The 19,998-nt window shown below is 68.3% G+C and carries 19 protein-coding genes and 1 pseudogene; 16 read left to right on the top strand and 4 right to left on the bottom strand.

Features of this window, described 5'->3' with window-relative positions; genetic code table 11:
• Positions 1 to 105: 105 nt before the first annotated feature.
• The 3 genes and pseudogenes from OG205_RS31360 (at position 106) to OG205_RS31350 (ending at position 3,764) form a co-directional block, all read left to right on the top strand.
• The gene (locus tag OG205_RS31360; RefSeq protein ID WP_330271570.1) at positions 106 to 1,674 is read left to right on the top strand and encodes a discoidin domain-containing protein; all 1,569 of its coding nucleotides are present in this window, start codon (positions 106 to 108) and stop codon (positions 1,672 to 1,674) included.
• 12 nt (positions 1,675 to 1,686) lie between these two features.
• A pseudogene (locus OG205_RS31355) lies at positions 1,687 to 2,891 on the top strand (MFS transporter); the annotation flags it as partial.
• Positions 2,880 to 3,764, top strand: coding sequence for a hypothetical protein (locus tag OG205_RS31350; protein ID WP_442916842.1), 885 nt, complete (start codon positions 2,880 to 2,882; stop codon positions 3,762 to 3,764). The pseudogene OG205_RS31355 and the gene OG205_RS31350, both read left to right, overlap by 12 nt.
• Before the next feature lie 17 nt (positions 3,765 to 3,781).
• Here OG205_RS31350 and leuA read toward each other — a convergent pair whose 3' ends face one another.
• The gene (leuA, locus tag OG205_RS31345; protein WP_330271568.1) at positions 3,782 to 5,605 is read right to left on the bottom strand and encodes a 2-isopropylmalate synthase; all 1,824 of its coding nucleotides are present in this window, start codon (positions 5,603 to 5,605) and stop codon (positions 3,782 to 3,784) included.
• Between the two features lie 290 nt (positions 5,606 to 5,895).
• Between leuA and OG205_RS31340 the strand changes: the two genes are divergently transcribed.
• From OG205_RS31340 to OG205_RS31330, 3 genes are read left to right on the top strand one after another with little or no spacing between them, the layout of a single operon-like run.
• On the top strand, positions 5,896 to 6,192 hold the full coding sequence (locus tag OG205_RS31340) for a hypothetical protein (RefSeq protein WP_330271567.1): 297 nt from the start codon (positions 5,896 to 5,898) through the stop codon (positions 6,190 to 6,192).
• 18 nt (positions 6,193 to 6,210) lie between these two features.
• Positions 6,211 to 6,498 carry a hypothetical protein gene (locus tag OG205_RS31335; RefSeq protein WP_330271566.1) on the top strand — a complete coding sequence of 96 codons (288 nt, stop codon included), beginning with the start codon at positions 6,211 to 6,213 and terminating at the stop codon, positions 6,496 to 6,498.
• Between the two features lie 9 nt (positions 6,499 to 6,507).
• Positions 6,508 to 7,008 (top strand): NUDIX domain-containing protein, encoded by a 501-nt coding sequence (locus OG205_RS31330; protein WP_330271565.1) that lies wholly within the window; start codon positions 6,508 to 6,510, stop codon positions 7,006 to 7,008.
• Here the strand turns inward: OG205_RS31330 and OG205_RS31325 are convergent.
• Positions 6,994 to 7,554 carry a nitroreductase family protein gene (locus OG205_RS31325; RefSeq protein WP_330271564.1) on the bottom strand — a complete coding sequence of 187 codons (561 nt, stop codon included), beginning with the start codon at positions 7,552 to 7,554 and terminating at the stop codon, positions 6,994 to 6,996. The genes OG205_RS31330 and OG205_RS31325 overlap by 15 nt on opposite strands.
• Positions 7,554 to 8,777: a hypothetical protein gene (locus OG205_RS31320; RefSeq protein ID WP_330271563.1), complete on the bottom strand. Its 1,224-nt coding sequence runs from the start codon at positions 8,775 to 8,777 to the stop codon at positions 7,554 to 7,556. Before OG205_RS31320 ends, OG205_RS31325 begins: the two co-directional genes overlap by 1 nt.
• A 104-nt stretch (positions 8,778 to 8,881) precedes the next feature.
• On the opposite strand from OG205_RS31320, the gene OG205_RS31315 reads away from it, so the two are divergent.
• The 7 genes from OG205_RS31315 to OG205_RS31285 all read left to right on the top strand — a co-directional run bounded on the left by OG205_RS31315 (position 8,882) and on the right by OG205_RS31285 (position 17,267).
• Positions 8,882 to 10,147: an aspartate kinase gene (locus OG205_RS31315; RefSeq protein WP_189156409.1), complete on the top strand. Its 1,266-nt coding sequence runs from the start codon at positions 8,882 to 8,884 to the stop codon at positions 10,145 to 10,147.
• The gene (locus tag OG205_RS31310) at positions 10,144 to 11,208 is read left to right on the top strand and encodes an aspartate-semialdehyde dehydrogenase (protein ID WP_330271562.1); all 1,065 of its coding nucleotides are present in this window, start codon (positions 10,144 to 10,146) and stop codon (positions 11,206 to 11,208) included. The genes OG205_RS31315 and OG205_RS31310 overlap by 4 nt, the downstream gene beginning before the upstream one ends.
• 43 nt (positions 11,209 to 11,251) lie before the next feature.
• Positions 11,252 to 11,815, top strand: coding sequence for a hypothetical protein (locus OG205_RS31305; RefSeq protein ID WP_330271561.1), 564 nt, complete (start codon positions 11,252 to 11,254; stop codon positions 11,813 to 11,815).
• Between the two features lie 14 nt (positions 11,816 to 11,829).
• On the top strand, positions 11,830 to 13,284 hold the full coding sequence (locus OG205_RS31300) for an ADP-ribosylglycohydrolase family protein (RefSeq protein ID WP_330278269.1): 1,455 nt from the start codon (positions 11,830 to 11,832) through the stop codon (positions 13,282 to 13,284).
• Positions 13,285 to 13,456: 172 nt separating this feature from the next.
• Positions 13,457 to 14,863 carry a gluconokinase gene (locus OG205_RS31295; RefSeq protein ID WP_330271560.1) on the top strand — a complete coding sequence of 469 codons (1,407 nt, stop codon included), beginning with the start codon at positions 13,457 to 13,459 and terminating at the stop codon, positions 14,861 to 14,863.
• Positions 14,864 to 14,901: 38 nt separating this feature from the next.
• A complete protein-coding gene (locus tag OG205_RS31290) occupies positions 14,902 to 16,095 on the top strand; it encodes an MFS transporter (protein WP_330271559.1) in 1,194 nt (397 codons plus the stop codon).
• Entirely contained in the window at positions 16,092 to 17,267 is a 1,176-nt protein-coding gene (locus tag OG205_RS31285; RefSeq protein WP_330271558.1) for an MFS transporter, read from the top strand. Before OG205_RS31290 ends, OG205_RS31285 begins: the two co-directional genes overlap by 4 nt.
• On the opposite strand, the gene OG205_RS31280 is transcribed toward OG205_RS31285, so the two are convergent.
• Positions 17,243 to 18,295 carry an alpha/beta hydrolase gene (locus OG205_RS31280; protein ID WP_330271557.1) on the bottom strand — a complete coding sequence of 351 codons (1,053 nt, stop codon included), beginning with the start codon at positions 18,293 to 18,295 and terminating at the stop codon, positions 17,243 to 17,245. The two genes, OG205_RS31285 and OG205_RS31280, sit on opposite strands and share 25 nt — an antisense overlap.
• A 65-nt stretch (positions 18,296 to 18,360) precedes the next feature.
• On the opposite strand from OG205_RS31280, the gene OG205_RS31275 reads away from it, so the two are divergent.
• From OG205_RS31275 to OG205_RS31265, 3 genes are all read left to right on the top strand, one after another.
• Positions 18,361 to 18,936 carry an NADPH-dependent FMN reductase gene (locus OG205_RS31275; protein WP_330271556.1) on the top strand — a complete coding sequence of 192 codons (576 nt, stop codon included), beginning with the start codon at positions 18,361 to 18,363 and terminating at the stop codon, positions 18,934 to 18,936.
• 82 nt (positions 18,937 to 19,018) lie between these two features.
• Positions 19,019 to 19,441: an organic hydroperoxide resistance protein gene (locus tag OG205_RS31270; protein WP_191302418.1), complete on the top strand. Its 423-nt coding sequence runs from the start codon at positions 19,019 to 19,021 to the stop codon at positions 19,439 to 19,441.
• 16 nt (positions 19,442 to 19,457) lie between these two features.
• Positions 19,458 to 19,934 carry a Dps family protein gene (locus tag OG205_RS31265; RefSeq protein ID WP_093594463.1) on the top strand — a complete coding sequence of 159 codons (477 nt, stop codon included), beginning with the start codon at positions 19,458 to 19,460 and terminating at the stop codon, positions 19,932 to 19,934.
• Positions 19,935 to 19,998 lie beyond the last annotated feature (64 nt).

Here is a 19,998-nt window from a genome sequence, read left to right as displayed (position 1 = left end):
TTCTGCCGTTGACCTGCTGGTTCGGCCGCCGTTAACGTCCGAACTCAATTGGAAAGCTTGTTTACCAATCCTTCGAACCGCCGCCCTTTGCCCAGGAGGAACGAAGTGATCAAAAAGCACACCAGAGCTGGTGTCGCCATAGCCCTGTTCGCGCTAGTGGTCCCTCAGATCGCAGCCTCAGGCACGGCTAACGCGGCTGATTCCCTGCTGTCCGCCAACAAACCCACCACCATCTCGTCGGCGGAGGCCGAGACCTTCGGCGGCGCCAACGCCGTCGACGGGAACTCGACCACCCGCTGGGCGAGCCTCGAAGGCGTCGACCCCCAGTGGATCGCCGTCGACCTCGGCGCCACGGCCACCATCTCCAAGGTCAAGATCAACTGGGAGGCCGCGTACGCCTCCGAGTACAAGATCCAGACCTCGGCCGATGGATCGACGTGGAGCACCAAGAAGACCCTCACCGGTCAGAACGGTGGCATCGACGAGACGAGCCTGACCGCGTCGGGCCGCCACGTGCGGATCTACGGCACGAAGCGCGGCACCGCCTACGGCTACTCGCTCTTCGAGCTGGAGGTCTGGGGCAGTTCCAACGGTGGTGACACCTCGGTGCCGACCGCGCCGTCCGGGCTCGCGAGCACCGGCACCACGTCGAACTCGGTCAGCCTGCAGTGGACGGCCGCGTCCGACAACATCGGCGTGACGAGCTACGACGTCCTGCGCAACGGCAGCGTCGTCGGCACGCCCACGGGCACCACGTTCACCGACACCGGGCTGGCGTCCGGCACGGCGTTCACCTACACCGTCAAGGCGCGCGACGCGGCCGGCAACCTCGGCCCGGCGAGCAACTCGGTGCAGGCGACCACGCTGCCGGCGGCGCCCGGCGACACCATCACGGTCGTCGCCGCCGGCGACATCGCGTCGCTGACGAACACCGAGCACTACGAGACGGCGAAGCTGATCGACCAGATCAAGCCGAACCACGTCCTCACGGTCGGCGACAACCAGTACGACAGCGGCACGATCGCGGAGTTCAAGGCCCACTACGACAAGTCGTGGGGCAAGTTCAAGAACATCACCCACCCCGCGACCGGCAACCACGAGTGGGAGGACAACCTCAACGGCTACAAGTCGTACTTCGGCGCCCAGGCCTTCCCGGCCGGAAAGCCGTACTACAGCTGGGAAGCCGGTGACTTCCACTTCGTGTCGTTCGACTCGCAGAAGCTCTACGACACCGGTGCGGACTCCACGCAGCTCAACTGGCTGAAGGCCGACCTGGCCGCGAACACCAAGGCCTGCGTCGTCGGCTACTGGCACCACCCGCGGTTCAACTCGGGCGAGTACGGCGACAAGTCCGTGATGGCCCCGCTGTGGAACGCGTTCGCGGACGCCAAGGCCGATCTGGTGCTCAGCGGTCACGACCACCACTACGAGCGGTTGAAGCCGTTGAGCAAGACCGGTTCGGTCGACGAGGCCAACGGTCTGCGCGCCGCGATCATCGGCATCGGCGGTGACTACCTGTACGACAAGGTCAAGCCGCGCACGGGTGTCGAGAAGTGGTTCGCGGACTCGCACGGCGTCGTGAAGTTCACCCTGTCCGGTCGCTCCTACTCGTGGGAGGTCATCGACACGGCCGGCAAGGTGCGCGACAAGGCCGGTCCTTACAACTGCCGTTAGCCGGAGGCCGTCGTGTACATCGCAACCGCAAGACAAGCTCCGGCTTCTGGTGGCACCGGCAGGATCGCGGGCAACGTGCTCGCGCTGGGCGCGGTGTCCCTGCTCACGGACGTCTCGTCCGAGATGGTCACCGCCATCCTGCCGCTGTACCTGGTGCTGGGACTGGGGTTCTCCCCGCTGCAGTTCGGTGTGCTCGACGGCATCTACACCGGTGTCACGGCACTGGTTCGCGTTGTGGGCGGTCACGCTGCGGACCGCTGGCAACGGCGCAAGTTCGTGGCCGGACTCGGGTACGGGATCTCGGCGCTGGGCAAGCTAGGCCTGCTCGCCGCCGGGACCTCGGCCACCGCGATGGGGCTCGTGCTGGCCGGGGACCGGACCGGCAAGGGCTTGCGCACCGCGCCGAGGGACGCGCTGATCACGTTGAGCAGCGAGCCTTCCGCGCTCGGACGCGCCTTCGGTGTCCACCGCGCGATGGACACCGTCGGCGCGTTCCTCGGCCCCCTGCTGGCGTTCTGTCTCTTGTGGACGCTGCCGGCCCGCTACGACGTCGTGTTCGTGGTGAGCTTCTGCTTTGCGGCAGTGGGTTTTCTGGTGCTGGTGCTGTTCGTGCGCGATCACCGGGACGTGCTGCCACGCGTCGCGGTGTCGCTGCGATCGGCGTTCGGATTGCTGCGGTCCAGGCCGTTCCGGCGGGTCTGCCTGGTCGCGTGCGGGCTCGGGTTCCTGACGCTGGGCGACGGGTTCGTCTACCTGTTGCTGCAGAAGAAGCTGAACGTCGAGGTCGCCTACATCGCGTTGCTGCCCCTCGGCACGGCCGGCGTGTACCTGCTCGCCGCCGTGCCGCTGGGCTCACTGGCCGATCGCGTGGGCCGGTGGAGGATCTTCCTCGTCGGGCATCTCGCGTTGCTCGGCGCGTACGTCCTGCTGGCAGGCGTCAGCGGGATTTCGCTGCTCATCGGCGTTCTGGTGCTGCACGGGCTGTTCTACGCGTGCACGGACGGCGTGCTGATGGCCGTGGCCGGGCCGATGATCCCCGACGAGCTGCGCACGTCCGGTCTGGCCCTGCTCCAGACCGGGCAGGTGCTGGCCCGTGCCACCTCTTCCGTGCTGTTCGGTGCTCTTTGGACGTGGTTCGCTTGGTGAGGATCCTGATCGTCATCGCTGCCGTGATCGCGCTGGGCGCGGGCGCCACCGCCTACGCCCTGCGCGCTCCGGACGCGGTTTCCGTTGCCGTGGAACAGGGGCCGGTCGAGTTGTCGTCCGGACGGCTGCTGTTCGTGGACGACGTGAGCGGCAAGGTGGCCTCGGTGCCGCTGGCCGACGCCTCCGGTCCGCGCAGGCTCAGCTCCTTGTCCTGCAAGCGTTTCTACACGGCGGCCGGGCAGGGGCTGTGCCTCGCGGACGCCTCCGGTCCGCTGCCGGGCGCTGCCGCGATCCTCGTCGACCGGGGACTGGCCGAACGCCGCCGCGTGGAGGTGGACGGCGTTCCGAACCGCGCCAAGCTGTCGGCGGACGGGCGGATGGCGTCGTGGACGACGTTCGTCACCGGCGACTCGTACTCGCAGGCCGGCACGTTCTCGACGCGCACGGCGATCCTCGACACCGGGACCGAGACGTACTCCAGCAACATCGAGGGCACCCGGATCGCCGGCGTGAAGACGGTCAACGACATGAACTTCTGGGGTGTGACCTTCGCCCCGGACGACCGCACGTACTACGCCACGATGAGCACCGCGGGGAAGACGTACCTGATCCAGGGGGACGCTTCCGACGAGTCGGCGAAGACGTTGCGGGAGAACGCCGAATGCCCGTCGCTCTCACCGGACGGCAAGCGGGTGGCGTTCAAGAAGCGCGTGCCCGGCGACGGCGCGCGACCGTGGCGCCAGCACGTGCTGGACCTGACCACGATGGTGGAGACACCGCTGGCCGAGACCCGTGGGATCGACGACCAGGTCGTGTGGCTCGACAACGACACCATCGCCTACGGCCTGCCGGGTGAGGGCATCTGGGCCGTGCAGGCGAACGGGGAGGGCGCGCCGCGGCAACTGGTGCCGCACGCGTCCTCCCCGTCGCTCGCTGTCGATTAGCGTCAGCCCAGAAAGATCTAACGCTGTGCGCGGTTGATCGCCGAGACGATCGCGCGGAACGACGCGGCGACCGTGGAGCTGTCGATGCCCACGCCCCACAGGACGCGGTCGCCCACGGCGCACTCGACGTAGGCGGCGGCGCGGGCGTCATCACCGGCGGACAGCGCGTGCTCGGCGTAGTCCAGCACCCGCACGTCGTAGCCCACCGAGGCGAGCGCGTCGACGAAGGCCGCGATCGGACCGTTGCCCGAGCCGGTGATCTCCTGCTCGTCGCCGTCGATCAGCAGCGTCGCGGTGATCTCCTCGCGGCCGCTGCCGTCGGACGACGCCTTGTGCTTCAGCAGGTACAGCGGCACCCGGCCGTGCAGGTACTCGTCCGCGAAGGCGTCCCACATCTCCTTCGGGTTGATCTCGCCGCCCTGCGTGTCGGTGACCTCCTGGATCACCTTCGAGAACTCGATCTGCAGGCGCCGCGGCAGGTCCAGGTGGTGCTCCTGCTTCATCAGGTACGCCACGCCGCCCTTGCCGGACTGCGAGTTGACCCGGATGACGGCCTCGTAGTTGCGGCCGACGTCCTTCGGGTCGATCGGCAGGTACGGGACCTCCCACAGGAAGTCGTCGACGTGCTGGCCCGCTTCCTTGGCGTCGGCCTCCAGGGCCTCGAAGCCCTTCTTGATCGCGTCCTGGTGGGAACCGGAGAACGCGGTGAAGACCAGGTCGCCGCCGTACGGGTGGCGCTCGGGCACCGGCAGCTGGTTGCAGTACTCGACAGTGCGCCGGACCTCGTCGATGTCGGAGAAGTCGATCTGCGGGTCGATGCCCTGGCTGAACATGTTCATGGCCAGCGTGACCAGGCAGACGTTGCCGGTGCGCTCACCGTTGCCGAACAGGCAGCCCTCGATGCGGTCCGCGCCGGCCAGGTATCCCAGCTCGGCGGCCGCGACACCGGTGCCGCGGTCGTTGTGCGGGTGCAGGCTCAGGATGATCGCCTCGCGGTTGTCGAGGTTCCGCGACATCCACTCGATCGAGTCGGCGTAGACGTTCGGCGTGGCCATCTCGACGGTCGCCGGCAGGTTGATGATCAGCGGCTTCTCCGGCGTGGGCTGGATGATCGCTTGAACGGCGTTGCAGACTTCCACGGCGTAGGACAGCTCCGTGCCCGTGTAGGACTCGGGGGAGTACTCGTAGCGGAAGTCGGTCTCCGGGTAGTCCTGCTCCTGCTGCTTGGCGAACTTCGCGGCGTCCGTGGCGATCTTCTTGATGCCGTCGCGGTCCGAGCGGAAGACCACGCGGCGCTGCAGGATCGACGTCGAGTTGTAGAAGTGCACGATCGCCTTGTTCGCGCCCCGCAGCGACTCGAACGTCCGCGCGATCAGCTCTTCGCGGCACTGGGTCAGCACCTGGATCGTGACGTCGTCCGGGACGGCGCCGTCCTCGATGATCTCCCGCACGAAGTCGAAGTCCGTCTGGGACGCCGCGGGGAAGCCGACCTCGATCTCCTTGAAGCCCATGCGGACCAGCAGGTCGAACATCTTGCGCTTGCGCGCGGGCGACATCGGGTCGATCAGGGCCTGGTTGCCGTCCCGCAGGTCCACCGCACACCACAGCGGGGCCTTCTCGATCTTCTTCGTCGGCCAGGTGCGGTCCGGTACGTCGATGACCTCCACCAGCTCGGCGAACGGGCGGTAGCGGTGGAACGGCATGGAGGAGCCCAGCTGGCGGTTCCAGGACTGCTGGGTGTCCGGGGCCGGGCGAGAAGGCTTGCGGATTCGGCTGGTACCTGAGGTGTAGGCGTCAGCCGACTCGAACGCGGTGGTGGTGAAGGCCTCGTCTGAGGTCATGGGAACTGTGCTCCTGCGGGTCGTTTACGGGAACGACCGGCGGCAACGCTGAGTCCCGCGACGGGGGGCCGGTCTGATCAGACCCCGTCACGGCAGCGAAGCAGGAGGGAACGCCACACGTCGGACAGAGTAGCCATAGATGGGGGCGGGATGGAACTTCACGACCGGATCGTGGGATGTCCGGCTTCGCTGGGCCGTTTGCACGCCGAGGAGGGGCCGTCAGGTTGCAATTTGCTGACGTAGGTCAGTTTGCAAGTTTTGGCAGCCCCGTACCTGGGAAAAGTTCATGTATGTCCAGATTACGTACCACCAGTGGCCGCGGCACGGCTTCCCGCGTGATCAGCGGCATCGGCTTGCTCTTCGCCTTCATCGAAGTGCTGTACATCCTGATGATCGTGTTGGGCGCGAACCAGGGCAACGCGTTCTTCAAGTTCATCCAGTCCCTCGCCGAGCCTCTCGCCCTGTTCTTCCCGGGGCTCTTCAACACCGGCAACTACAACCTCGACGTCTTCCTCAACTACGGTCTCGCCGCCGTGTTCTGGCTGGTCGTGACCGGATTGCTCGCACGTGCGGTGTCGCGCTACTGAGTAGTAGATTCCGGCGGTATGCGGACGCGTGTGGTCGGTATCGCCGCCGGAGTTGTCAGTTGGGTCGGCCTCGCGCTGGCGGTCGTGCTCGTCGTTCACGTCGTGCTCACCGTCGGCGGGGCCAACCCGGACAACCCCATCACCAGTACGGTCAAGTCCCTGGCCGAGCCGTTGGCGCTCGCGTTCAGGGACCTCTTCTCGCCCGAGGACGCGAAGTTGCGAGTGATCGTCAACTTCGGGCTGGCCGCCCTGTTCTGGCTGGCCGTTCGAGCGATCGTCATTAAACTCGTGAGGCGCCTGAACTAGGTTCGACGCATGGCGCGCGACGACTTCTGCAACAGCTGTGGCTCCCAGTACGCCGACACGGCCGCGTACCCGCGCAGGTGCGTCAGTTGTGGGCACATGGTGTGGGCCAATCCCTCGCCCGTTGTGGTGCTGCTCGTCCCGGTGAAGGACGGGCCACGGACCGGGCTGCTCACCGTGCGGCGGGCGATTCCGCCGATCGGTGAGCTGGCGTTCGTCAGCGGGTTCATGGATCGCGGTGAGTCCTGGCAGCAGAGTGCTGTGCGGGAGCTCGAGGAGGAAGCGGGCGTGCGCATTCCGCCCGACGACCTGCGGCCCTTGCACTTCGTGTCCACGCCGGACGGCGGGACGGTGCTGATGTTCGCCACCGCGCCCGCCATCAACGCCGAGGACATGCCGCCGTTCGTGCCCAACGACGAGGCTTCCGAACGGGCGGTCATCTTCGAGTGCGTGCCGTTGGCGTTCCCGCTGCACAACGACGTCGCGACCAAGTACTTCTCAACTGAACTCTGACTGACCCCAGGTACCGGTGAAGACCGTTTCGGACAGCGGCAGCCGTTTGCGTTCGCGCTGTTCGCGGGCCTGAAGGTCCTCCGGGAGGTCGGCGAGCGAACCGTGCCGTCCGAGCGCCATGGCGACCAACGGGCGGACGTCGCCGGGCATGCCGAACGCGGCGTGCGCGGCCGCTTTGTCGAAGCCGCCCATCATGTGCGCGATCAGGCCGAGGTCGACGGCCTGCAGCGCCATGTTCTCCATGGCCAGGCCCAGGCCGAACTCGACGTTCGGGATGTCGCCGCGGTCGTCGGTGGTGAGCACGCAGCCGATCAGCAGGACCGAGGCGCGGGGAGCCCAGGTCTTGTTGCCGCGCGTCAGGGTCTCGACGATCGCGTCGAACGTCGGGGTGCCCCGATGGCCTGCCACGAAGCGGGCCGGTTGGCTGTTGCCGTGCGACGGGGCCCAGCGGCCCGCCTCCAGCACCGTGCGGAGCTCGGTGTCGGAAACCGTTGCGTCAGCGGAGAAAGCGCGAGGGCTCCAGCGCTTCGAGATCAGCTCGTTCATCAGATCGCATACTGCCAAACGGCCAGGGAGTAGGCGCCGAACCACGCGCTGAGCAGCGTCGCCATGCCCAGAACCGTCAGGACCGTGGACGGACGGCGGCGCGCCAGGACCACAGCCAGGGGGAGCAGCAGGGTGAACGCGGGGAGCAGCAGGCGGGCCTTCGAGTTCATCAGGCCGTTCGAGCCGAGGTCCATGGCCAGCACGCCCAGTCCGTAGACGATCAGCGGCCACTCCAGGCGGCGCTGGAAGGCGTAGAAGACCAGGACGATCGCCAGCGCGAGCAGCCAGACCGTGCCGGTCTCGAGGATCGAGCGCGGGTTGCCCAGGTGGCCCCAGGCGAAGTCCCAGGTGGCCGCGCCGCCGTCGAACTTCGAGCCCCAGCCCCGTTGCTGCACGCCGAACCAGCCCATGAGGTCGCCGGTGCGGACGGCCACCCAGCCCAGGTAGCCGAGCATGCCGAGAGGAGCCACGAAACCGCCGACCCACGCCCGCCAGTCCTTCCGGTCGGCGACCACCGCGACCAGCGCGGCCAGGCCGACCGCCACGATCAGCGCCGCCGCGGTCGGGCGGACCAGCCCGGCCGCCGCGCAGCAGACGCCGGCGAGGATCCAGCGCTTCTTGACCACGCCCACCAGGGCCCAGACGGCGAACGCGCAGAACGTCGCCTCGGAGTAGGTCATCGACAGCACGACGGCCATCGGGGACGCGGCGAAGAGCGTCACGAGGATCAGGCCCGTGCGGTTCGAACCCTCGCGGACCACCCGGCCGAGGACGAACAGTCCGTAGGCGCAGAAGACGCCGCTGATCAGGCTGACCGCGAAGGCCGCGCCGATCACGTCCACGCCCGGCAGGCCGTCGACCCACCTGATCAACGCCGGATAGCCCGGGAAGAACGCGAGCGGGGTCTCGGCGGTGCGACGGCCGAACGCGTCGTACGGGGGTGACGGGACGCCGTTGTAGCCGCCGGCCGCGATGCCGAGGAACCAGTCGCCGTCCCACGACTTCAGGTTGTCGAGCGAGGTGTCGGCCTTGCCGGTGAGCTTGTTCTGGTACTCGACGACGAGCTGCAGCACGAACAGACCGACCTGGCGAATGATCAGGTAGATGAGCGCGGGAGCCGTCCAGAGCGCGGCCGGATGTCTGAGCGCATCGGCCGTCCGTGAGCGCGCACTGCTTTCATGCACGGCTGCTGGGGCCTCCACGACATCGGCACTCGACGACACCCGGACAGAGTAGTCACGCGCATCACGGCTCCAGAGTCTCACCAGGTGGTCCGGGTAGGCTGCCTTCGACGTGGGGTTTTAGTCGCGCGAAGGAGGTCAGGTCGGTGGCGCTCGTCGTCCAGAAGTACGGCGGTTCATCGGTTGGAAGCGCCGAGCGGATCAAACGCGTGGCCGAGCGCATCGTCGCGACCAAGAAGGCGGGGAACGACGTCGTTGTCGTCGTGTCCGCCATGGGCGACACGACTGATGAGCTGCTCGATCTCGCCCGCCAGGTCTCGCCGGTGCCGCCCGCGCGTGAACTCGACATGCTTCTCACCTCGGGTGAGCGCATCTCGATGTCACTGCTCGCGATGGCGATCAACTCACTCGGTGCCGAAGCCCGCTCGTACACGGGCTCGCAGGCCGGCGTGATCACGACTTCGGCGCACGGCAAAGCCCGGATCATCGACGTGACACCGAGCCGGATCCAGGACGCGATGTCCGAGGGGGCCATCGTGATCGTCGCGGGCTTCCAGGGCGTCTCCCAGGACTCGAAGGAGATCACCACGCTCGGCCGTGGCGGCAGCGACACCACAGCGGTGGCGCTCGCGGCCGCGACCAAGGCCGACGTGTGCGAGATCTACACCGACGTGGACGGCGTCTACACCGCCGACCCGCGCATCGTGCCGAACGCGAAGAAACTCGACACGATCACGTACGAGGAAATGCTCGAGATGGCCGCCTGTGGCGCCAAGGTGCTGATGCTCCGCTGCGTGGAGTACGCCCGGCGCTACAACGTGCCCGTGCACGTCCGCTCTTCGTTCAGCAACAAGACCGGAACCATCGTGTCCGGTTCAGTGGAGGACCTTCCCGTGGAACAGGCGATGATCACCGGCGTCGCGCACGACCGGTCCGAGGCCAAAATCACCGTGACGGCAGTTCCCGACCACCCCGGCATCGCGGCCAAGATCTTCCGCGTCGTCGCGCAGTCGGAGCTCGACATCGACATGGTCGTGCAGAACGTGTCGCAGGCCGCGTCCGGCCGGACCGACATCACGTTCACACTGGCCAAGGTCGACGGCCCGCGCGCGGTCGCGGCACTGGAGAAGTCCCGCGGCGAGATCGGGTTCGACCAGGTCCTCTACGACGAGCACGTCGGCAAGGTGTCGCTGATCGGCGCGGGCATGCGCTCGCACCCCGGCGTCACGGCGACGTTCTGCGAGGCGCTGGCCACGGCCGGCGTCAACATCGACATCATCTCCACCTCGGAGATCCGCATCTCGGTCATCTGCCGCGACACCCAGCTCGACGACGCCGTCCGTGCCCTGCACGACGCGTTCGACCTGGGCACCGACGAAGAGGCCGTCGTTTACGCAGGGACTGGACGATGACTGGGCCTGTACTCGCGCTGGTGGGCGCGACCGGTGCCGTCGGCACCGTGATGATCGACATCATGAACACCCGCTCCTCCGTGCCGTGGGGCGAGATCCGGTTGATCGCGTCCCCGCGCTCGGCGGGCAAGAAGATCAACGTGCGTGGCCAGGACCTCACGGTCATCGCGCTCTCGCCCGAGGCCTTCGACGGCGTCGACATCGCGATGTTCGACGTGCCGGACGAGGTCTCGGCGGAGTGGGCCCCGATCGCCGCCGAGCGCGGTGCCGTCGCGATCGACAACTCCGGCGCGTTCCGGATGGACGCCGACGTGCCGCTGGTCGTGCCCGAGGTGAACGCGGACAAGATCAACGATCGTCCGCGCGGCATCATCGCGAACCCGAACTGCACGACGCTGTCGATGATGGCGTCGCTCGGCGCACTGCACCGCGAGTTCGAGCTCAAGGAACTCGTCGTGGCCTCCTACCAGGCCGCTTCCGGTGCCGGTCAGTCCGGCATCGACCGCCTGTACGCCGAGATCGCGGCGCTGGCGGGCAAGGAAGCCGGCGTGTCCGCCGGTGATGTGGCCGAGGCGCTCGCCGCCGCCGGTCTGTCCGCCGAGGACTCGCCGTTCCCCGCTCCGCTGGTGCTGAACGTGGTGCCGTGGGCCGGTTCGCTCAAGGACGGCGGCTGGTCGTCCGAGGAGCTGAAGGTCCGCAACGAGGCCCGCAAGATCCTCGGCATCCCGGACCTGAAGGTCTCCGCGACCTGCGTCCGCGTCCCGGTCGTCACGACCCACTCGCTGTCCGTCCACGCGACGTTCGCCCGCGAGATCACGGTCGAGGCCGCGCACAAGATCTTCGAGTCGCAGCCGACGATCGTGCTCGTGGACGACCCGGCCGCGCAGAAGTTCCCGACGCCCGCGGACACCGTGGGCGAGGACCCGACGTACGTGGGCCGCGTGCGTCAGGCGCTGGACTTCCCGAACACGCTGGACTTCTTCGTGTGCGGTGACAATCTGCGCAAGGGTGCCGCGCTGAACACCTACGAGGTCGCGGAAGAGCTCGCGAAGCGCCTTTGACCGTCGCTCCTGTCGCCGTCGGGCCCGGTAGGGTCTGACGGCGATGGGGGAGATCGAGTGGATCAGGCCGCCCCGGCTCGCAGAGGTCGTGGCCGCCTATCAGGGTTTTGCTCTCGGCGCGGGTGTCCGAACAGGACTCGTCGGCCAGTTGGCGGCGTGTTCGGCGGAGGACCCGGCCGCCGCGCTGGCGCAGTGGGCCTCGGAGCCTGGCGATCAGCCCGACCTGGTGTCCTGGCAGAGCGCCCGTGACCTGGTCAAGAACCACTATCGCGGCAAGATCAGGTCGCAGGGGTCCGGCGCGTTGATCTGGGCGCTGCCCGCCGCCGTGCGACGGCTCGACGCCGATCGGATCCGTGAGCTGGTCGAGCTCACCCACGGCCCGGACTCCGCGGCCGCCGAGGTCGTGATCATGCTGGCCTCGCACCTCTTCACGCCGTCGAAGCTCGAACCGCCGGACGACGATGTCTTCACCGCCGCGGGTGCGCTCGCGCAGGCCGTTCGTGGTGAGGGCCGTGGTGTCGCGCGGGCCATCGCGGGTGCGCTGGAAGGCGGGCCCGAGCACGACGTCCGGCTCGTCGCCGAAGAGCTGTACCGGAGGTCGTGGTGAGGGCGTTGGCTCCCATGGAGCAGCTCCTGCACGAGTACGAAGACGACGTGAACGGCTTCGGGCACAACGCCGCGCACGGTGAGCTGCTCATTCCCGGCGAAGTCCTGATGAGCGACCGCGAGGTCCTCGACGTCTACACCGACGAGTCGCGGCTGCCGGCGGGCGTCGAGCAGTGGATCCGCCTGCCGTTGCACACGGTCCTGAGCAGGCTCGTGGCGAGCAAGCCGAAGCTGCACTTCAACCCTGGCCTGCCGTTCGAGGCCGAGTTCGACTTCGTGGAACTGGCCGACGCCGCCGCGCAGCACATGCGGATCTGCGGCTGCGGGGAACGGCCGGCCGCCACGCGGGAGGCCAGTCGCTGGGTCGACGCCGACGGCCGCCGGTTCTTCGTGGTGCCGCACAAGGACAGTTCGCGGTTGCGCGGCTGTCTGATCGGTGGCGCGATCGGGGACGCGCTCGGTGCCAACACCGAGAACCTGCCGATGGAGGTCGTCTACGAGCGCCACGGGCCGGACGGCATCACGGACCTGCCCGAGAAGCCGGACATCACCGACGACACCCAGATGACGCTGTTCACGTTCGAGGCGGTCATCCGATCGCACGTGCGGCAGCGGGTCACCGGCGAGCGCGAGATCACCGGCCTCACCCAGAACGCGTACCAGCGCTGGCTGCACACGCAGAAAACGCCGTGGGACAAGGCCCGCGGCATTCACTCCACTGTGGACGAACCGGACGGCTGGCTCATCTCGCACCAGGAGCTCTTCCGGATGCGGGCGCCAGGACTCACGTGCACGAGCGCGTTGCAGGAGTACGCCCGCACCGGCGAGCAGGCCACGATCACCAAGCCCGTCAACGACTCCAAGGGCTGCGGCGGTGTCATGCGGGTCGCGCCGGTGGCCCTTGCCGACGACGATCCGATGGTCGTGTTCGCGCTGGCGACGGCCAACGCGGCACTGACGCACGGCCACCCGAGCGGCTACCTGTCCGCAGGAGTGTTCGCCGTGCTGGTGCACCAACTGTTGCGCGGCAAGGATGTCGCGGACGCGCTGGACGTCGCCGTCGACTCGCTCGTCCGGCGCGAAGGCCACGAGGAGGTCGTCGCGGCCATCGAGCACGCCCTCGAACTCGCGGCCCTCGGCTCACCGAGCGTGGCGAGGGTCGAGGAACTGGGCCGTGGCGGCGTCGGCGACACGGCGCTCGCCATCGCGTTGTACTCGGTGCTGGTCACCGACGATCCGAACGACGCGTTGCTGCTCTCGGTCAACCACGGCGGCGACAACGACTCGACGGCGTCCATGTGCGGCAACCTCGCCGGCGCGTTGCACGGCGTCGAGAAGATCCGCCCGGACTGGGTCGAGCGCGTGCAGTTCCGCGAGGTCGTCGACCGGATGGTGGCGGACTGGGAACTGGAGACCAGCCAGGCCGCGCCAGTAGGACAGGAGTGGTTCGTCCGGTATCCGCCGTCCTAGGGCCTGTGTCGAAGTCTGGTCCGCGATAGCCGGGCCCGAGGCGGCCCCTGGCGGCACGGCCGGACGACCCACATACAACACCGGTATGCGGGCCGTCCGGCCGCACCACCAGGAACCACCTCAAGCGCGACTCTCATCGAACCAGACTTCGACACAGGCCCTAGGGTGGGTCATGCTCGTTCTCGCGGTGGACCTCGGCACGACGGCGACCAAGGTCGTGGCGGTGGACGCGCAGGCTCGCGTCGTCGCGTCGACCGAACGCGCCTATCCCATGCGCACCAGCGGTCTCGAAGCCACGCACGACCCGAGGCAGGTGCTCGACGCGGCACTCGACGCACTGCGCGAACTGGCTTCGGAGGACGTCCGAGCGATCGCGTTGACCGGCGCGATGCACTCGATCATGGGTCTGGACTCGGACCTGACACCGGTCACGGACGCCCTGAGCTGGGCAGACAACCGCGCGGTCGAGCAGACCGAACGCCTGCGGGGCACGGCAGAGGGACGTGAACTGCACCAGCAGACCGGTGCGCCGATCCACTCGTTCACGCCGCTGATGAAGCTCGCCTGGTTCCACGAGAACGGCGTCCGCGCCGCGAAGTGGTGCGAGATCAAGGACTTCGTGCACCTGCACCTGACCGGCGAACTGCTCAACGAGCACTCGTCCGGCTCCGGCACGGGCCTGATGAACATCCACACCCTGCAATGGCACGAGCCGTCGCTGGAGTTCGCCGGCGTCACCGCGGACCAGCTCCCGCCGCTGGTCGAGCCCACCCACTCGACGCCGCTGACGGCCGAGATCCCCGGCCTGCGCAAGGGCATCCCGGTGATCGTCGGCGGTGGCGACGGACCGTTGGGCAACCTCGGCGTCGGCGCGGCCACCCCGGGAGCCGGCGCGGTCTCGCTCGGCACGTCGGGCGCCCTCCGCGTGGCGCAGCAGGGACCCGGCGTCGACGAAGAAGGCCGCACGTTCAGCTACGCCATCGGCGAAGGCCTTTGGGTTCGTGGCGGCGCGATCAGCAACGGCGGCGTGGTCGCGCAGTGGGCCGCGGAGACGTTCAACATCCCGGTCGGTGAGCTTCTGCACCAGGCCGCCGACGTCGACTCGGACGGTCTCGTCGCGCTGCCGTACCTGCTGGGCGAACGTGCGCCGTGGTGGGACCCGACCGCGCACGCCGCGTTGCTCGGCCTCCGGCGCGAACACACCCCTGCGCAGATCACCAAGGCACTGGTCGAGGGTGTGTGCCAGCAGTTGGCGCTCGTGCTGGACGCCGTCCCGCAGGTCGACTCGCTGAGGATCACCGGCGGTGCGTTCCGCGCCCCGATCTGGGCTCAGACGCTGGCGAACACACTCGGCATGCCGTTGCACCTCACCGAGGACAGCGGCGGGTCGGCCGTGGGCGCTGCTTTGCTGGCGTGGCGGGCGCTGGGTGAGATCGAGTCGCTGACCGTCGACCTCGTGCAGCCGACGCAGACGATCACACCGGACGAGGCCGCCATCGAGAGGTACGCGAACGCACGGCCGTTCGTCGTGAAGGCCTACCGGGCGCTGGAAGACCTGTACGACGAATCACATCCTTAGCAAAGAAAACCTTTTGCCATCCGCGTGAGGATGGCGGTGTGGACCTCGCCCCCTTCAAGCACGTGCTGATGCTGCCCAGAGTCCGTCCGTTCACACTGCTGATGTTCTTCGCGAGGATGCCTCCGGCGGCAACAGGCGTGATCCTGACGCTGCACGTCGCGGTCACGCTGGACCGGGGCTACGGCGCTGCGGGCCTGGTCGGGGCGGCGGGCACGATCGGCATGGGGCTGGGCGCTCCGCTGATGGGCAGGCTGATCGACGCGCGCGGGCTGCGGTCGATGCTGGCGGTGAGCGTCACGGCCTCGGCGGCGTTCTGGCTGACGGCGCCGCTGATGGGCTACTGGACGTTGCTCGTGACGTCGTTCTGCGTCGGGCTGCTCGGTGTGCCGATGATGTCGATCGGACGGCAGGTCATCACCGCACTCGTGCCGGAGAGCCGGCGCCGCGTGGCGTTGTCGGTGGACTCGATCTCGGTCGAGCTGTCGTTCATGGGCGGGCCCGCGCTCGGCGTGTTCGTCGCGACGAAGTTCTCCACGAACGCCGCGCTGTTGTTCATCGGCGGCTCGATCCTGGTCGCCGGAGTGCTCCTGTACTGGGCGAACCCACCGATGATCCACGAGGACGAGGTCGTCGTCGACGGGCCGAAGCCCCGCGTGCTGGAGTGGATGCGCGGGCGGATCGTGGGCGTGCTGGTCGTGTGCGTCGGGGCGAAGTTGTGCCTGGTGGGCATGGAGGTCTCGGCGATCGCGTCGCTGGAGCACATCGGCAAGCAGAGCTGGCTCGGAGCGGTGTTCTTCGCGATGTGCGCGGCGTCGATCGTCGGCGGGCTGGTCTACGGTGGAGTGAAGCGAGTGCCCAGCGTGCTGGGGTTGCTGGTGCTCATGGCCGCGCTGGAGATTCCGGTCGGTTTGGGCGACGGCAACGTGCTGCTGCTGTGCCTGCTCCTCGTGCCGATGAACCTCATGTGCGCGCCATTGGTCGCGGCTTCCGGTGAGCACATCAGCAGGCTCGCGCCGCCCACCGCCCGTGGGCTGGCGCTCGGGCTGCAGGGGTCGGCGTTCACCGTCGGCAACGCGATCGGCGCACCGATCGTCGGTGTCGCGATCGACCGTGGGGGAGCGCTGGCAGGGTTCGCGATCGCCGGCGCGATGGGGTTGCTGGTCGCGGGCGTTGCCTGGCTGCTCGCCCGGCAGAGCAAACCGGTTGCCACCAGGGTGACGATGTCCTCGTGAACCTCGCCCCGTTCAAGTCGGTCCTGGCGCTGCCGGGGGTTCGTCCCCTGATGCTGCTGATGCTGTTCGCCAGGATCCCTCCGACGGCGGCGGGCGTCACGGTGACGCTGCACGTCGTCACCACGCTCGACAAGGGCTACGCGGCGGCCGGCACGGTGGGCTTCGCGACCATGATCGGCCTCGGCCTCGGGTCGCCGTTGATGGGCAAGCTGGTCGACAGCAAGGGCTTGCGGTTCGTGCTGGCGCTCAGTGTGCTCGAAGGCGCGTTCTGGCTGTCGGCACCGTTCATGGACTACTACGTGCTGCTCGTGCTGGCGTTCGCCAACGGGCTCGTGGCGGTGCCGGTGATGTCGATCGGACGGCAGGCGCTCACCGCGATCGTGCCCGAACCCCAGCGCAGGCCCGCGTTCTCGCTGGACTCGATCTCGGTCGAGCTGTCGTTCATGGTCGGGCCCGCGGCGGGCGTGCTGATCGCGACGAAGTTCTCGACCGGCACGGCGCTCGTCGTGATCGGCCTGGCGATCCTGACCGCGAGCGCTGTGCTGTTCGTCGTGAATCCCGTGCTGCTGCACGAGGACGACGTCCTCGAGGGCTCGCCTCCGAAGCTGCGGGAGTGGCTGCGCGGGCCGATGATCGCCGCGTTGATCATCCCGTTCGGCGCCACGATGGTGTTGTCGGGCATGGAGATCTCCGCGATCGCCTCGCTGGAGCGCACGGGTCAGCAGAGCTGGCTCGGGCTGATCTTCTTCGTGATGTGCGCGGCATCGGCCCTCGGCGGCCTCTTCTACGGCACCCTCAAACGGGTGCCGACCGGTGTCGTGTTGCTGGCGAGCATGGCGTTGCTGGAGATACCGGTCGGACTCGGCGACGGCAGCGTGTGGCTGCTGGCGCTCGCCTTGATCCCGATGAACCTCGCGTGCGCGCCGACGATCACGGCCTCGTCCGAGCAGATCGCGAAGAGCGCGCCACCCACGGCGCGCGGGCTGGCGCTCGGGCTGCAGGGCTCCGCGTTCACGTTCGGCGTCGCCGCGGGTCAGCCGCTCGCCGGGCTTGCCGTGGACCACAGCGGGCCCCCGCTCGGCTTCGTCGTCGCCGGAGTCGCCGGACTGGTGGTCGCCGGCGTCGGCTGGGTGTTGTCGCGGCAGCGTCAGGCGGTCTCGGTCACGTCCTGAGCGGAGTTGGCCAGCGCGAAGCCGGTCCGCAGCGCTCCCACGGCCTCGGACACGGCCTCGCGGAAGATCCCGCCGACGCCGAGCACGTTCGCGAAGCCGTGGAACAGGCCCTCGTGCCTGCGCAGCACCACCGGCACGCCCTCGGCGGCCAGTCGTTCCGCGAAGGCCTCGCCCTCGTCGCGCAACGGGTCGTAGCCCGCGGTCGCGATGTAGGTCGGGGGCAGCTTCGACAGGTCCTCGGCCAGCATGATCGACAGACGCGGGTCGTGGCGGTCCTTGCCGCCCTCGGTGTACTGGTCGAGGAACCAGTCCATCTTCTCGTCGGTCAGGAAGAACCCGTTGCCGAAGATCTCGCGTGACCGGCGACGCACCGACGCGTCCACACCGGGGTAGAAGAGCAGCAGGAACGCCAGGTCGATCTCGGCGGCGTGCGCGGTCACCGCAGCCAGGTTGCCGCCCGCGCTGTCCCCGCCGAGCGCGATCCGCTTCGGGTCGATGCCCAGGTCCTCGGCCTTGGCGATCGCGTAGCGCAGCACCTCGGCGGCGTCGTCGGCCGCGGCCGGGAACGGGGCCTCCGGGGCGAGCCGGTAGTCGGCCGCGAGCACGCGGACACCGGCCTCTTTGGCGAGGAAGCGGCACAGGTTGTCGTGGCTGTCGAGGCTTCCGGTCACCCAGCCGCCACCGTGGTAGAAGATCAACAGCGCCGAGCCGTCCGCGAGGCCGTCCGGCGTGTAGAGACGCCCGGCGAACTCCCCGATCGTGAGGTCGCGCGCACCCACCCCGGTGATCTTCGGGCCGGCCACGAGCTTCGAACTCAACTCCAGGTCCAGTCGGCTCTCGGATGCTGTCTTCGTGCGCCACTCCGTCCCGGACACCTGCTGGAGCCTGAGCAGCAACTGCGCCTCGGGGTGCAGGTCCTGGCCGTCCAGACGGATCGGACTGCCGGCGATGAGGCGGCGCACAGGGCCGGGGAGACCGAACGCGAAGCGCAGAGCACCGGCCATCACGGCCGCCTGGAAGTTCGACATGTGTTGCAGGTTACTCGCGAGTAGTGCTGGATCTCCAGGTATCTGGAGGTGGAAGGATCGTTGTCATGACGGTGACGGTGGTGGGCATCGGGGGCTCGATCAGGTCCGACTCGCAGTCCGAGCGGGCGCTGCGGGTGGCCCTGGAGGGCGCGCGCGAGCTTGGTGCGCAGACGATCCAATACAGCGGCCCTGACCTGGTGCTCCCGTTCTACGACCCGTCGGTGCCGGATCGCACGGACATCGCCATGAAGATGGTCGAGGACCTGCGCAGGTGCGACGGCGTGATCGTCGTGTCGCCGGGCTACCACGGCACCGTGTCCGGCCTGGTCAAGAACGCCCTCGACTACATCGAGGACCTCCGCGACGACGAACGCCCGTACCTCGACGGCCGCGCGGTCGGCACCATCACCGCCGCGTACGGCTGGCAGGCCGCGGTGAACACGCTGGCAGCGGTGCGCTCGATCGTGCACGCACTGCGCGGCTGGCCGACGCCACTCGGTGCCGCGATCAACTCCGCGCAGGTCAAGTTCGACGGCGACGGTGCCTGCTCGGACGCCGACGTCGACCGGAACCTGCGGGTGATCGGCCGCCAGGTCGCCGAGTTCGCGCTGAGGCAGGCGTCTCAGCTCGACGTGAACTGAGTCACCATCGGGCATTTAAGTCGTGCACGATGCGTTCTCCCTGAGTGAAAGGCTTTTAGTCACTGACTCAAGGGAGAGCGGAATGGAAGCGCTGTACACGGCTGAGGCGACTGCTTACGGCGAAGGCCGCAACGGCGAGGTTCGCTCGTCCGACGGTGTGATCGACGAGGTCCTGTCGGTCCCCAAGGAGATGGGCGGCCCCGGCGGCGAAGCGACCAACCCGGAGCAGCTGTTCGCGGCCGGTTACTCGGCATGCTTCAACTCCGCTATCGCAGCCGTCGCGCGCGCCGGGAAGATTCAGGTCGCTTCTTCTGAGGTAACCGCCAAGGTGGGGATCGGCTCCAACGGCGCCGGCGGCTTCCAGCTCGCCGTCGAGCTCGCGGTGAAGATCCCCGGACTCGACCAGGCGGTCGCGGAGAAGCTCGTCGAGCAGGCCCACCAGGTCTGCCCGTACTCCAACGCGACGCGCGGCAACATCGAGGTGGCGCTCACCGTCACCGTCTGAGGAGGCGCGTTTCACCATGGCCAAGAACCCGATCACCAGCCCACTGGCTGACGCCGACCGCGACGCGGTGGGCAAGATCCTGCAGGCGACACTCGTGGACCTCGTCGACCTGTCCCTGATCGGGAAGCAGGCGCACTGGAACGTGATCGGCAAGAACTTCCGCAGCGTCCACCTTCAGCTCGACGAACTGGTCGTACTGGCACGCAACGCCGCCGACCAGGTAGCCGAGCGGGCGGCCGCTCTCGGCGTCACGCCGAACGGCACGGCGAAGACCATCGCCGCGTCGTCCGGCGTGCCCGAGATCGCGTCCGGCTGGCTGAAGGAGGACCAGGTCGTCGAGTCGATCACGACTTCACTGGCGTCGCTGATCTCCCGCATGCGCACCCGCATCGACGAGACCGACAAGCCCGACCTCGTCACCCAGGACCTGCTGATCGGCATCACGCAGGAACTGGAGCAGGCGCACTGGATGTGGCAGGCCCAGTCGGCCTGACGGCTCAGCCGGCCCGACGGCTCAGCCTGCCTGACGGTCGCACGGCCGACGGTCGGTAGGTCGG

Origin of the sequence: Lentzea sp. NBC_00516, assembly GCF_036346835.1 — a bacterium.
GTDB lineage: Bacteria > Actinomycetota > Actinomycetes > Mycobacteriales > Pseudonocardiaceae > Lentzea > Lentzea sokolovensis.
The sequence above is the reverse complement of the archived record's forward strand: the minus strand, read 5'-3'. Positions and strand labels throughout refer to the sequence as shown.